At 68.3% G+C, this 13,839-nt stretch carries 12 protein-coding genes; 6 read left to right on the forward strand and 6 right to left on the reverse strand.

Annotated elements, in window-relative coordinates:
- Window positions 1–143: 143 nt before the first annotated feature.
- Window positions 144–1,352 carry a DUF418 domain-containing protein gene (locus Dfulv_RS22015; RefSeq protein WP_259866279.1) on the forward strand — a complete coding sequence of 403 codons (1,209 nt, stop codon included), beginning with the start codon at window positions 144–146 and terminating at the stop codon, window positions 1,350–1,352.
- Window positions 1,353–2,262: 910 nt separating this feature from the next.
- Here the strand turns inward: Dfulv_RS22015 and Dfulv_RS22020 are convergent.
- Entirely contained in the window at window positions 2,263–2,946 is a 684-nt protein-coding gene (locus Dfulv_RS22020; protein ID WP_259867829.1) for a class I SAM-dependent methyltransferase, read from the reverse strand.
- Window positions 2,947–3,107: 161 nt separating this feature from the next.
- On the opposite strand from Dfulv_RS22020, the gene Dfulv_RS22025 reads away from it, so the two are divergent.
- Window positions 3,108–3,311 carry a cold-shock protein gene (locus Dfulv_RS22025; protein ID WP_259866280.1) on the forward strand — a complete coding sequence of 68 codons (204 nt, stop codon included), beginning with the start codon at window positions 3,108–3,110 and terminating at the stop codon, window positions 3,309–3,311.
- An 898-nt stretch (window positions 3,312–4,209) separates the two neighbouring features.
- Here the strand turns inward: Dfulv_RS22025 and Dfulv_RS22030 are convergent.
- The 3 genes from Dfulv_RS22030 to Dfulv_RS22040 all read right to left on the reverse strand — a co-directional run bounded on the left by Dfulv_RS22030 (window position 4,210) and on the right by Dfulv_RS22040 (window position 7,528).
- On the reverse strand, window positions 4,210–4,482 hold the full coding sequence (locus tag Dfulv_RS22030) for an adhesin (RefSeq protein WP_259866282.1): 273 nt from the start codon (window positions 4,480–4,482) through the stop codon (window positions 4,210–4,212).
- Window positions 4,483–5,068: 586 nt separating this feature from the next.
- Window positions 5,069–6,580 carry a GAF domain-containing sensor histidine kinase gene (locus Dfulv_RS22035; protein ID WP_259866284.1) on the reverse strand — a complete coding sequence of 504 codons (1,512 nt, stop codon included), beginning with the start codon at window positions 6,578–6,580 and terminating at the stop codon, window positions 5,069–5,071.
- A gap of 297 nt (window positions 6,581–6,877) precedes the next feature.
- Window positions 6,878–7,528: a TetR/AcrR family transcriptional regulator gene (locus Dfulv_RS22040; protein ID WP_259866286.1), complete on the reverse strand. Its 651-nt coding sequence runs from the start codon at window positions 7,526–7,528 to the stop codon at window positions 6,878–6,880.
- 103 nt (window positions 7,529–7,631) lie between these two features.
- Between Dfulv_RS22040 and Dfulv_RS22045 the strand changes: the two genes are divergently transcribed.
- The 4 genes from Dfulv_RS22045 to Dfulv_RS22060 all read left to right on the forward strand — a co-directional run bounded on the left by Dfulv_RS22045 (window position 7,632) and on the right by Dfulv_RS22060 (window position 11,723).
- Window positions 7,632–8,501 carry an enoyl-CoA hydratase/isomerase family protein gene (locus Dfulv_RS22045; RefSeq protein ID WP_259866288.1) on the forward strand — a complete coding sequence of 290 codons (870 nt, stop codon included), beginning with the start codon at window positions 7,632–7,634 and terminating at the stop codon, window positions 8,499–8,501.
- A gap of 294 nt (window positions 8,502–8,795) precedes the next feature.
- On the forward strand, window positions 8,796–9,893 hold the full coding sequence (locus tag Dfulv_RS22050; protein WP_259866289.1) for a ferredoxin reductase: 1,098 nt from the start codon (window positions 8,796–8,798) through the stop codon (window positions 9,891–9,893).
- Between the two features lie 11 nt (window positions 9,894–9,904).
- Entirely contained in the window at window positions 9,905–10,987 is a 1,083-nt protein-coding gene (locus tag Dfulv_RS22055) for a fatty acid desaturase family protein (protein ID WP_259866291.1), read from the forward strand.
- Window positions 10,988–11,195: 208 nt separating this feature from the next.
- Complete coding sequence (locus Dfulv_RS22060; protein ID WP_259866293.1) at window positions 11,196–11,723, forward strand: inorganic diphosphatase; 528 nt, start codon at window positions 11,196–11,198, stop codon at window positions 11,721–11,723.
- Here the strand turns inward: Dfulv_RS22060 and Dfulv_RS22065 are convergent.
- Both Dfulv_RS22065 and Dfulv_RS22070 read right to left on the reverse strand, forming a co-directional pair.
- The gene (locus Dfulv_RS22065) at window positions 11,650–12,714 is read right to left on the reverse strand and encodes a glycosyltransferase (RefSeq protein ID WP_259866296.1); all 1,065 of its coding nucleotides are present in this window, start codon (window positions 12,712–12,714) and stop codon (window positions 11,650–11,652) included. The two genes, Dfulv_RS22060 and Dfulv_RS22065, sit on opposite strands and share 74 nt — an antisense overlap.
- The gene (locus Dfulv_RS22070; protein WP_319805817.1) at window positions 12,711–13,757 is read right to left on the reverse strand and encodes a glycosyltransferase; all 1,047 of its coding nucleotides are present in this window, start codon (window positions 13,755–13,757) and stop codon (window positions 12,711–12,713) included. The genes Dfulv_RS22065 and Dfulv_RS22070 overlap by 4 nt, the downstream gene beginning before the upstream one ends.
- Window positions 13,758–13,839 lie beyond the last annotated feature (82 nt).

A 13,839-nucleotide genomic window follows, 5' to 3' on the forward strand; every position in this document is an offset into this window, starting at 1 on the left:
AATCAGGGCGGCTCTGTTGCGTTGACCGTGGGCAAGATCGAGGCAGGCTTGAGCGCTGAAGCCCGCTGTGGGATGCGATGGCATGCTTCAGGATCTACTTTCGGCGACTGTGGAGCCCGGTCACCGGCCCGTACGGTGACCGCATGACAGCCGACGCGCCCACTCGATCGCCTGGGCCGACTACTCCCGCGGCCCGCGCCCTGGCGCCAGACCTGGCGCGTGGGTTCATGCTGCTGTTCATCGCGCTGGCCAACTCGCACTACTTCCTGACCGGCCCATCGGTAATGGGTGGCTACCCGCAGAACGGATCGGGTCTCGACGCGGCCGTCACCTGGCTGATCTCGACCTTCGTCGACGGCCGTGCGTTCCCGATGTTCGGGCTGCTGTTCGGGTACGGCGTCGCCCAGATCGTCCGCCGCCACGAGGCATCGAAACCTCGGGCGGTGCGCCGGCTGCTATGGCGGCGCAGCGCTGCACTCGTGGTCGTGGGTCTGCTGGACGCGCTGCTGTTCTACGTCGGTGACATCCTGGCGGCCTACGGGGTGCTGCTGTTCCTGGGGGCTTGGGCGGTGCGCTGGCGCGACCGCTGGCTGGTGCTGACAGCGCTCGCGTTCTTCGTGCTCACCTCTCTGCCGAGCGACGGCTCGCTCGTCATCAGCCTGGCCGGCCCCGACGCCGCAATGCTCCCGCCGGACGCGGGCACCATGGTGGCCGAACGAGCTCTGGTGGCGCTCTTCGTGGCGACCCTCGGCCCACTGGGCTTCATGTGCCCGTTCATGGTGGGGTTGTGGGTGGGCCGCCGGCGCATCCTCGAGCACCCGGAGCGGCACCGCATGCTTCTGGGCGTCACAGCGTCGATCGGCATCAGTGCCGCGGTGCTCGGCGCTCAGCCGGTCTCGCTGATGCTCGCCGGCGTGGTGACACCGCCGAACCAACCGACGCTCGAACTGCTGGGCTCCCTGCATGACACGACCGGGACGCTGGGCGGCTTCGGTTATGCCGCCCTGCTGGCGCTGATCGCGGCCCGGCTCCACGGCCGCCGACGGCCGGTCATCGACGCGATCGCAGCCGTGGGCCAGCGGTCGATGTCCTGCTACCTGATGCAGTCGGTGATCTGGGCCGTCGCCTTCACGCCCTTCCTGCTCGACCTCTCCGGCACCCTGGGCGTCGCCGGCACGGCGCTGCTCGCAACGGGAACCTGGATCGTGACGGTGGTCCTCGCCGATCGCATGCGCCACGCCGGCCACCGCGGACCGTTCGAAACGCTCGTCCGACGCGTCACCTACGGCCCCAGGGCGCTCGCCCGCACCTCAGACCCTGCCGGAGACGCTCGGCGCTCGACCGGACCTTGACCATGGCTCAGGACCACGGCGCGGTGGCCTCCCGGAAGCCCACCGTGTGCGGCCGGAACGCACCACGTGCCACAGACAAGGTCGTCTGACGCACCGGCAGGCCGCCGCCGATTCAAGCTGAACGGCGCTGTTGGTTCCTCAGCGAAGGGCAACTCCGCACACCATCGTCGCTGACTCGACCGAGGCGACCGTGACCGCGTTCGCGTACCGGCAACCAACCGCAAAGAGGGGAAGCGGGTTGTGATGGTCGAATACCAGCGCCGGGACGGGTCGGTGTGCAACTGGGCGACTTCGTAACGGCCGGGGCTTCGTAGATCCGGTTCGGGCCGACGCGGCGACGTGCCGTGCTGCGGAAGGCGGGCGCTCCCGGCGGGAGCCACCCATGTTGCCGCGTCGACCTGTGCCACTGTCTACCGTGTTCTGGGCGCCGCCGGGCGCTGATCGGCACAGATTGCCGGATACTGCACGAACGTCAACCGCCAGCCGCCGATCAGTTGGCCCGTTCCGGCCCCCGCGGCGCGAGGTGCCGGCGGGCAGGGCTCCGCCAAGCCCACCCGCCGGCTGTGTGCTGACCAACCCCCCGTAACCAACACACTGCCGGACGCTCGAGCAGGGATGCGGAGCCGTCCGGCACGGACGTGGCTACCCTCAAGCGCCCGCTCAAACCCGGCTCGGACCGCTGCCGACCTCCATGACGACGAAGACGTAGCAGCGCTTGAGGCTCACCGCGCAGTCCACGTGGAAGAAGTCGCAGACCAACACTGTTGTGGGCGATAGTCTGCCCAGGTCAACGACCGTCAGGACGTCTGGAACCCCGCAGGGTAGTGGCACCCCGGAGGGCATCGGCGCCGATCGACATCGGTCGCTGCTTGGGCGTGCGCCGTGTGTTGACCGACGCGGTGAGTGCGGGCTATTGGCGCAGCCGCAGCACGTTCATCTGGGTCAGTTGGGCGTCTTCGAAGGCGTCCACGAGCGGCAGCTGGTAAGCAGCGACAGTCTGCATGCGGTCGCGGGGCAAATGTTCCCGGCATGGATCACCGATGAGCACCTGGGCGCCGCGCGCCGCAACGCGTTCCAGGAAGGCCAGAACACGCTGAGCCATGAGCCCGGTGTAGAAGATGTCGCCAGCCAGGACCGTTTCGGCGTCACCGCCGTCCCCGTCGAGCAGGTCCGCGAGACATTCGGTAACGGGTACAGCGTTGACTTTCGCATTGAGTGTGATCGCGGCGACAGCGTATGGGTCTACGTCATTTGCGGTCACAGCGGCCGCGCCAGCCTTTCCTGCCGCGATGCCGACCAACCCGGAGCCGGCAGCCAGATCCAGGACCCGCCGGCCGGCGACTACCGCCGGATGGTCCAGGACATATCGGGCGATCGCCTTGCCGCCGGCCCACGCGGAGGACCAGAACGGAGGCGGTAGCCTCACGCCGGCCTGCGCTTCCATCCTGGCCCACCACACGATGGCGTCCTCAGCCAGATATAGCCGCACTTCGGGTACGAAGGGCACCTCGACGAGGCGGAGCCGGTCCAGGCCGGTGCCTGGCGTCGTCACCTCATGGCGTAGCTCGGCCAACGCCTGCCCAACCCGACTCATCATTGATGAAGCATGACGGATGAACGGGGCGGATCCCGGTCTTCTGCCATTGTTGACCAGCCATGTCACCCAACAGCCGCCTGCAGGTTTCTGTCGTCACCAGTAGGGTACGTCTGCCCGCACCAATGTTGGGTAGGGCCACCAATATCCAGGAGGAACGCGTGGCACGCGGTACTGTGAAATGGTTCAACTCGGAAAAGGGCTTCGGCTTCATCCAGCAGGATGACGGAGGCCCTGACGTCTTCGTGCACTACTCGGCTATCGCGAGCGGTGGCTATCGTGAGCTCAACGAGGGTCAGAAGGTCGAGTTCGATGTGACACAGGGCCAGAAGGGCCCCCAAGGGGAGAACGTTCGAGTCGTCTGACACTCGGTAAGCGTCGGAGTCCGCTGTTGTATCGAGCCATCACGCGCTCTCGGCGCCGCAAACCTTCCGCGAGTAGATTCTGGCCTGTGGGAGTCCAGAATGTCGTTGAGTGCGCTGAGCTGCAGCTTTACGCGGCTCGCTCGTATTCACTGATCAGGCCTTCGAGAACCAGCTGACGGGTGATCCGCTGCTGAGTGAGATCGACGACGGGACGCTGGGTACGGGGCGGGGGCAGTTCGAGGGAGCTATGTGGGCGCCAGCCGTTGTAATGCCGCACGTGCCGGCCGAGGACGTGGCGCAGGTGGCGCTCACCGACGACCGGTCGATTAGGCGGCGGTGCCGGGCCAGCACCGTCGCTGGGTGACCAGCCGATGCCGACGCAGCGGGGCCAGCAGTCGGTGGATCAACCCGGCCGGCAGGATCCGGTCGGACCGGTCTGACCGCGGTTTCGGGTTGGTCCGCCGTAGCACCAGCAGTTCTGCGTGCAGGCTCGCGCGGCTATGGGCGAGGAGGGCCAGATCCGGCAGAACACGAGGTATCCCCGCCGTTGATCACTCTCCAGGGATAGCAGTGAAAGTCACCACTTTTCCCTGCTCAACGAGCATGCTGGAGTTATAGCTCCCCACAGGGCTACATCGCAACCGAGCTCGGTGGCCACGACAACAGCCGTGGCCGCCCGGTCGAGATCAGCGCACGCAACATCGTCCGCATGGCCACCATTGGCCCCGATGGCCCCACGGGAACCTTCCAGGAAGACGACGGCGAACTGGGTTGATAACACCGATCATCCACATGGCTGAGCCAAACAGCTCCGACGCGTCGGCCCGACGCCAAGACCACGGTCCTCAGGAAGCTTTCAAGCGGAACGAACCGGCGGTGTCGCCGGTCAGCCGGACGGCTACATTACGGTGAACTCGATCTGCCCCTCGTTGTCGGCACCGGCGTCCAGCGTCTTGTCGTCGAGCACCTCGGTGGCCGTCTGGTCCAGGAACAGCCGGGCGCCGGACGCCTCCACGACCGCGTCGCCCTGTGCCGGGCTGGGCGCCAGGCTCAGCCGCAGCGACCCGCGGGTTTCGTCGGCGGCGATGCGCAGGCCGCCGCCCTCCGGTGCACCAGGCTGGGCGGTGAGGCTCTGGATGGCTATCACTGCGTTGTCGGTCAGCAAAACCATGACAAAAGTCGCTCCTCCAGATTTGGCAGCAATGCGAGGCACAGCGCCGCGGCTGTGCAGCAAGCCCGCCGTGCGGGGCCGCGGATGTGATGGCGGCCAGCCCTACCAGCCCAGACTTGCGCGGATTGCCGGATGTGTCAAACGCGGGTGCGAGTGAACTGCGCGCACGACGAATCCGCCCGGGCTCACGACAGGCCCGGACAGGTCGGCGAACCAGGTCGTCGGCGCTGGTGATCTCCCAGAGCGGCGACCAAAGCGCCGGAAAGGGTGAGAAGAATCCGGCCCAGCCGAAGACCCCCGCACCCCACCCACGACATCACCCCAGCGGCGGCCTGATCAACTAACTTCAGCGCCGAGGCCCAACAACTGCAGCGATTCGGCGTTGAACGACGACGGCTCTGGGGGTCCGGCGAATCTCGCCCTCCATCTGTCGTGAGCAAGCCCGCCAGGACGATCCCCGCCGAAAGCTCGCGCCATACGTAGGCGCCTGGCCTCATGCGGCGCCTCATCTACTACAACCAGCACCGTCTACATTCGACACTCAAACGGTGGGACTTCATCGCTCTTGGCGAACCGCTGCAACCGCTCACTCATCGACATCTGGCAGCGCAGCGTCAAACCGTCCGGAGTCGATGTCGGTCGGGAACATGATGCACAGTGACGTCGCCCGACCTGCCGGACGTGAGATCTGCAGGCGTCCGCCGTGTGCCTCCACCCAGTCGGTGAGGTCTACGAGCTCCGTGCCGAGGGCCAGGTCGGCTTCCCCGACACCGTCGTCGCGGACCGAGACCGCGAGGAGTTCGCGCCCGGCCGCGCGGTCGACGGTGATGTCGACGTCGACGTTGATCGAGGAAGCGTGCGCGTCCTCGGCCGCGTTCGCGAGCACCTCGCATACGGCGTCGTACGCGGCCACCTCGACGCTGCGGGGCAGCCGGCGCTCGGGACCCGGGCTGACCGTTACCGGGACGGTCGAGCGTCGCGCGAGCGCCTTGAGCGCAGGCATGAGCCCGGCCTGGGTGAGGATGGCCGGGTGGATGCCGCGTGTGATCTCTTGCAGCACCGTGAAGACGTTCGTCAGGCCTTCGGTCGTACGGCAGAGCCGCGCCTTGAGTTCGTCGAGTTCGTCCGGCACCATCGCCTCCGCCGCACGAAGCTCCAGGCCGAGCGACACCAGACGCTGCTGGACAACGTCGTGGACGCCGTGTTCGAAGCGGCGGCGGCCCTCCTCGACGCCGCGGACGATCCGGGCACGTGACGCGCCGCTCTCGATGTTCGCCACCGCGGTGGCCACGCCCTCGGCGAACTGTGCCAGCCGCTCCTCGGCGCCGGGTGGTGGTGGCTCCCAGCGGGACCACAGCACCACCAGGGAGCCCCACAGGCGGCCACCCACCGTGATCGGCGCGGCGACCGACGAGTTGAAGCCTTCGCGGCGCGCCAGGTCGGCGAAGGCACCGGGACGATCGTCATAGCTGTCGACCCTGGCCGGGCGGGAGGCACGCAGCACCGGCTCCGTGACGTCGCCTTCGACCTGGAGTCGCCGACCCAGCCAGGTCTCGGTGCCGGGTTTGCCGTACCCGGCGAGGACGGTGACGGTGCCAGCGGACTCATAGCGCATCAGCCTGGTGGCGTCCGCGTCTAGCAGCGCGGCGGCCTCGGCGACGACCCCAGCGAGCACATCGGCTGGCGGCGCACCGGACGCGACGAGCACCGCCACCCGTCGCAGACCCGCCTGTTCCGTCGTGAGGTTGTGCAGTTCGTCGCGGCTCGTCCGCAGGGACTCGGCCATCGCCTTGTACTCGGTCGCGACTGTCAGCAACGTCTCCAGTTGGGGCACCACGCGCTCGCGGAGGCGCTGCATGGTCGGCCCGGGCAGGTCGGCAGGAACGAGGAGAGTGCCGGGCTGCGAGCAGTACCGCAGCGGCAACGCAACCCAGCGCTCGTCGCCCGGGACGCTGTCGAACTTGATCGCGGCGAACGGCAGCCGCAGCTCCTGCGCCAGGCGGCGCGAAACCTCCGGCAGCACCAACCGCAGATCGTCCGCGCACAGCATGAGGCGGCTCAGCGCGGCAAGGAAGTCGGCCTCCTGGTATGCCTCCATCAGCGGTCCTTTTGCCGACCGGACGTATCGGCGCCCACCTTATGCCGGTCACCGGTGACCACCGGGTGAGGCGCCGGGTGACCGACCGACCGGTCGACCGGCCCGACCCCGTGGTCGCCCACGGCGTGGGGATGGCGTTCCCCGGTACAGGCCAATCTCCGGCGTAGTTGGCCAACTGCCGCCCAGTTCCTGGAATGTGATGCCGACGTCGCGGCTATGGCTGCCAGCCCGAAGTCCCGAGCCTTGTTGGGCGCCGATCGCGGTGGGTCCGGTGGAACCACCGTGACCTGGGACCTTTCAACCTCTGAAGTGCCCCCGCGTGCCGCTGGCCGCAGTGGCCGCGCCATCCCTGGCCAGCAGGCCCTCCATCATCAGGGTCAGGTAACGGTCGGTGAGGTCGGCCGACCCGAACGCCTGCCTGGCCGCCCAGGCCATCGCGTTGGCGATGGCCAGCAGTTCGCCCGCGTTCAGGTCGCGGCGTACCTGGCCGGCCCGCTGGGCCCGTGCCAGCAGGTCGGTCGCCGCAGTACGGAGGCCCTCGCATGAGGCGTGCAGGCGCGACCCTGGGTCATGCAGCGCCTCCATGACCGAGGCGGGGAGACCTTCGTACCGAGTTGAGGCGATCCCCAATCGGCGCAACCAGGTGGCCAGCGCATTGCCGGGGTCGGGTGCGTCGAGCAACTCCGCCGCCTCGGCGCGCAGCGCTTCGAAGCCCTGTCCGAGCAGCGCCTCCAGCAGCGCCTCCCGGGTGGGGAAATGCCGGTACAGCGTACCGATGCCCACCCCGGCGTGGCGGGCAACCTCCCGTAGTGAGGCGTCGGTCCCCTGCTCGGTGAAGATGGCCCGGGCGGCGGCGATCAGCTGGTCGTAGTTGCGCCGGGCGTCACTGCGCATTGAGTCCCCGGCGGGCTTGGCGGTCGCGTCCATCACCTCGACATCCTCCAACATCAACAGAAATTGCCAACCGGAGCAGTGCTCTGTATATTCGGAGCAGCGCTCCGGTTCATCCTCGGAGCTTACTCCCGTGACTCTGCCATCGAAGGTGGCCACCATGCCCAAGGAACTCGACGAGTGGCACGCCCGTTCGGGCGGCTACGTCCCGCGCCCCCGCTTCGAGAAGTACGCCGAGAAGTACGCCGACTACTTCGCGATGCGACGCCGTGACGGCATCATCGAGCTGCGGATGCACACGGACGACGGACCCGCCCAGTTCAATTTCGCGGTGCACAACGCTTGGGGCCAGGCCTGGCAGGAGATCGGCAACGACCCGGACAACGAGGTGCTGATCCTCACCGGAACCGGTGACCACTGGCTCGCCCTGCCATCCGCCCCCGCTCAGGCCAGCGGCAGCGAGGGCAGCGGCGACGCGGGCGAGGAGACCCGCAAGCTGATGCGCGAGGCACGCCCGAAGGACTTCGCCTACGAACACACCTACTACGACGCGGTCAAGCTGCTGGAGAACTTCGTCTTCGGGATCGACATCCCGACGATCGCCGCGATCAACGGACCGAGCATCGCGCACACCGAGTTCGCGCTGCTATGCGACATCACCCTGGCCGCCGAGACCGCCACCATCATTGATCCCCACTTGCCCGCCGGGGTCGCCCCGGGAGACGGCCAACAGCTGACGCTGCAGGAACTGATCGGCACCAAGCGGGCCGCGTACCACCTCTACACCGGCGAGCCGATCGGGGCACACCAGGCGCTGGACCTCGGCCTGGTCAACGAGGTGCTGCCGGCCGACCAGCTGCTACCGCGGGCCTGGGAGATCGCCGAGAGCATCATGAGAAGCCCACGCTCGGCCCGGCGCCTCACCCACGCCATCGTGCAGCGGCCCTGGAAGCGCCGACTGGTCGACGACCTGGGCTTCGGTGTCGCCCACGAAATGTTCGGCATCTCCGCCGACCGGCTCCGCGGCTGACGCGAGGTCCAGTGGCGGCGCCCAGGCCCAAGATCGACGCGACGTGGCGCTTCACGGTGTTCGGAGACAGGTGCAGAAAGCCGACCGTCATGGCCCGTCTGGATGACGCCGAATCCTGGACGCTCGGAATACGTGGCCCGGGTCGGCCCGATCCGGGACGAATTAGCCCTGAGGACCACACCGTGTCACGAACGATCCAGGTTAGGCGTCAGCGGCTCAAGGGTAGGCAGACCGGCCGAAGAGGGAGGTGCACCGGATGACCGTTCCGCCGATATCAGTACAGCCGATGTCGATGTGAGCGAAACCAACCACGGGCAGAGCCTTGGCCTGCGCCTTGTTGATGCCCTGACCTGGCTCACGACGCCGCTGTCACCCGACGACTACCTCGGGTTGATCAATCCGCTCTGGTCGTCGCGGGAGTTGCGTGGTCGCGTCGAGGCGGTGCTACCGGAGACTATGGACGCCGCAAGCCTGGTAATTCGTCCCGGGCGCGGCTGGACGGGCCATCGTGCTGGTCAGTATGTCCGGGTCGGCGTCGACATCGACGGCACACGTCACTGGCGCAGTTACTCACTCTCGTCACCGCCGGAGCGGCTGGACGGGTGCGTCACGGTCACCGTCAAGGCGGCTCGGGAGGGACTCGTCTCGCCGTACCTGGTGCGCCGGCTGACGCCGGGAGCGATCGTTCATCTTGCGTCGGCTCAGGGCGGGTTCGTGTTGCCGGAGGTGCTTCCGCCACGGCTGCTGTTTGTTACGGCGGGGAGTGGGATCACGCCGGTGGCGGGGATGCTGCGCAGCCTGGCCGCACGCGGTGAGATGCCGGACGTGGTGCTGGTGCACTCCGCGCCGACGCCCGAGGACGCCATCTTCGGCGCGGAACTACGGATGCTGGCCGCGCGGTTTTCGAGCCTGCGGCTCTACGAGCGGCATACCCGCGTCGGCGGCCGCCACGACCGTGGCCGGTTCACCATGGCGCAACTGTCCGACATCTGCCCGGACTGGTCCGAGCGGCCCGCCTGGGTGTGCGGGCCTGGCGAGATGGTTGATGACGCCGAGCGGCACTGGTGGTGCGCCGGGATCGCCGACCGGCTGCACGTCGAACGCTTCCGCCCCACGATGGTGTCCGGCGGCGGCACTCGTGGGCGGGTCCGTTTCGTTGCGAGCGGGGTGGAGATCGATGCCGATGGCGACACTCCGCTGCTCGCCGTCGGTGAGAACGCAGGCGTCCTCATGCCCAGCGGGTGCCGCATGGGGATCTGCTACAGCTGCGTGACGCGGCTGCGCTCGGGCCGGGTGCGTGACCTGCGCAGCGGTCGGGAGCACGGCGACGAGGGGGAACTCATTCAGACCTGCGTGTCGGCCGCGGTCGGCACCGTCGAAGTCGAACGGTAGGAAGCGAACACATGAGTGCCACTGCACACCTCACCGAGGTCGACATCAAGGAGATCGGCCGCGAGCTGGACCAGATCCGTGACGAGATCATCGCAGGCCGTGGCGACGACGACGCGCGCTACATCCGCCGGATCATCGCCGTCCAGCGCAGTCTGGAGGTCGGTGGCCGGACGCTACTGTCGATCTCCATCCTGCCGCCGGCCTGGCTGGCCGGCACCACCTGCCTGGCCATCTCCAAGATCCTTGAGAACATGGAGATCGGCCACAACGTGCTGCACGGGCAATGGGACTGGATGCGCGACCCCGCCATCCACTCCACCACCTGGGAATGGGATTCCGCCACGCCCGCCGACATGTGGAAGCACTCCCACAACGTCGTCCACCACACCTACACCAACGTGCTGGGCAAGGACCGCGACATCGGCTACAGCGCCCTGCGGGTCAGCCCCGAGCAGCAATGGCATTCGATCTACCTCACCCAACCGATCTACAACACGATGCTGGCTGTCTTCTTCGAGTGGGGCATCGCCATCTACGACGTCGAGCTCGAACGCGCCTGGCGTGGCGAGAAGAGCTGGCGCGACGCGCTCACCCAACTGCGCGGCGTCCTGCGCAAGGCCGGCCGCCAAGTGGTCAAGGACTACATCGCATTCCCACTGCTCGCCGGGCCGTCCTTCCTGCCCGCCCTGCTCGGCAACCTCACCGCGAACATTGCCCGGAACCTGTGGTCACACACGATCATCTTCTGCGGTCACTTCCCGGAGGGGTCCGAGATCTTCACCGAGCAGCAACTCGAAGGCGAGACGCGCGGCGAGTGGTACCTGCGCCAACTGCTCGGCTCCTCCAACATCGACGGTGGTCCGCTCTTCCACATCATGGCCGGCAACCTCAGCCACCAGATCGAACACCATCTGTTCCCCGACCTGCCCAGCAACCGGTACGCCGAGATCGCTCCACGAGTCCGTGACCTCTGCGAACGATATGGGCTGCGATACAACACCGGCTCCCTCATCCACCAGACCGCGAGCGTCTGGAGGCGCATCCTCCGCCTCGCACTCCCTGGGCCCGAGTCCCGGCCCGCCGACTCCGCGTAGGAGACGAACTCGGGGCCAGGCCCCGCCCGGATCCGCTGTGGCCCAGGCGGCGAATCGGCCGCCCGCGGTCGCGGAACGCGGACGGCCCACGTGTCACTTCAGCCGTGTAGCTTTGCAATAGCGGTCTCCCGTGCAGTGGGAGTTCGGTCGGCTTGCGTCAGCGCCGGTGAAATCCCCGTGATGTCGCCCGAAGGACGGAGCATCGGCCATGGAGTTCGACGTCATCATCGAGATCCCCAAGGGAACGCGCAACAAGTACGAGATGGATCACCAGACCGGTCGGATCCGGCTGGACCGCACCCTCTTCACCGCGACCCAGTACCCAGCCGACTACGGCTTCATCGAACACACGCTCGGCGAGGACACCGACCCGCTCGACGCACTGGTCATGGTGCAGGAACCGACCTTTCCCGGCTGCCTCATCCGTTGCCGGGCCATTGGCATGTTCCGCATGCACGACGAGAAGGGACCCGACCCGAAGGTGCTGTGCGTGCCCACGGCTGACCCTCGCCTCGGGCACCTGGGCGACATCACGGATCTGGAACACTTCTACAAGCTGGAGATCGAACACTTCTTCCAGATCTACAAGGACCTTGAGCCGGGCAAGAGCATCGACGTCGGCCGCCGGACCTGGGCCGACCGGGCCGAAGCCGAGGCGGAGATCAAACGCTCACAGGAACGCGCCCGCGCATCGCTGCCGGTCGGTTCGGCGACCGGGCGTGTTGCAGGGTGCTGATGAAGGCCAGGGTGGATTCGGCGCCCTGGTTGAGGTTGGGTCCGTGTGGGGTCAGGCCGTCGTATCCGCCGCCGGTGGTGGGATCCCACATCGCGGTACCTCCGTCGTTCTCTCCCAAGAACCAGGCGACGGCCTGACGCACGTTGGTGTCCCAGTCGGGTTGGCCGGTGACGGAGGCAGCGGTCGCGCAAGCGTCGGCGAAGGCGGCGACCTCGATCGGCTGCTGGTCGTGCCGGGCGCGCGGCGCTGCGGGCTGCCAGCCGCCAACGGCAATGACCGAGAGCCGGCCTTCGGTGAGCTGGATGTCCCGCAGCCAGGTCAGCATCCGTAGGCCGGCCACGAGTCTTCGCTCGTCGCCGCGGAGGGAGCCGGCCGCGACGACAACCTCCGCAAGCGCCGCATTGGCGTAGGTGAGACGCGGCTGTGGCCAGGGCCAGTCCGGGCTGTCACCGGGCATGCCGACGGCGTCGGCGGCATCGGACAGCAGTGCGCCGGCGACGGTGTTGTCCGGGTCGCCACGCAGGACCTCGGCTGCGCCGAGGCCCGCGAACGTCATGGCGCGCAGTGCGGTGGACCGGCGGCTCGCGGCGACGGTGAACGCCGTCAACGCCTCGACGCGGATCCAGGGTGCCGGGCTGCGGGCCGCTGCGGTGCCCAGGCCCCACAGCGCGCGCCCCCACCAGTCGCCGAGCCCGGGCTCGTCGGTCCAGCGCCGGTCGTGGGAGAGCCGGTTGTGGAAGGCACCGCTGCCGTCCTGTGCGTGGGTGAGAAACGCCAGGTAACACTCCGCGAGCCGCAGCACGGTGTCGGAGGGGTCGGCTTCCCGGCTGGTGACGACGAGTCCGCGGGCCACGTCGTCGGTGCAGTAGCCGTGCTGGCGGCGAGGGATGGCGTGCCGTGCGTGCTCGAACAGCCCGGTGTCGTCGGTCAACCGGGCCAGATGTGCGAAGCTGGGGGCGGGCACGGCCTTGCTGGCTATCGGCACGGTCACGCCCGCGCCGCCGTGGCGGCGACCGGACTGCCGGCGCTCCGGAGCCGTTCGGCGAGCGTTTCGTAGCGGGCCGCGACCGCGGGCCACAGCAGCGTCGGCGGCCGAGCGTGGCCGCTGAGAGCGAGGCCGCCCGGATCGGTGAGAACCCGTCGGATGCCGGCCGCCAGCGCCGCCGGATCGCGGTGGGGCACGAGCAGCCCGGGGCCGTTGGTGAGCAGTTCGACGGCGTGCGGGAAGGGCGTCGCGACGACGGGAACGCCGGCGGCCACCGCCTCGGTGAGGACGCCGGAGGTGACCTGTTCGGAGGAGTCGTACGGCAACACGACGACGTCGGCGGAGCGGATAAGGCGACCCAGAGCGGCCTCGTCGTGGTACACCGGCAGGTAGTCCACGACCTCGGAGATTCCCAGTAGCGTCCCGAGCCGCTGCAGACGGGTCCGGTAAGCCTCACCGTGCCGCTCGCGGACTTTCGGATGGGTCCGGCCGGCGACGGTGTAGGTCACAGCCGGCCGGAGATCCCGCAGACGGGCCACCGCCCGCAGCGCCCACTCGATGCCTTTGCCCGGACCGAGCAACCCCCAGGTGAGCAGGTGCGGGCGCGGGCGCGGGCGCGGCTCGGCGAGCGTGCCAGCATGGTCGGCGGCGCCGTGCGGGATGACACTTACCTTGGCGGCGTCCACCGCGTATCCGACAAGGAGCCGGTCACGAGCGGTGCCGGTCATGGTCACCACCGCACCGGCCGCGGCCACAAGCTGTTCCAGCACACGCTTCTGCCCGGCCGAGGGATGGGCAAGAACGGTATGAAGGACCACGATGCTGGGTGCTCGCAGCCGACGCAGCAGCGGCACGACATCGCCGCCGTCAGGCCCCGGATAGATGCCGTACTCGTGTTGCACGATCACGGTGTCGAAGCGGTCGAGGGCCGCGGCCGCGGCCTGCCAGCCGGCGATACCCGGCGTCGACCACGTGTGGACGACGGGCGGAACGGATGCTCCGGGACGCATGCCCTGGCCGGCGTCGTCACCGCCCACATCGACCCTCACGACGCCACCCGGCGAGTCGTCCGAGGTCAGGTGAGCGGCCAAAGCGGAGTTGAACGTGGCCAGTCCGCACTGCGTCGGTGGA

The sequence above is a fragment of the Dactylosporangium fulvum genome (assembly GCF_025137375.1).
Classification (GTDB): Bacteria; Actinomycetota; Actinomycetes; order Mycobacteriales; family Micromonosporaceae; genus Dactylosporangium; species Dactylosporangium fulvum.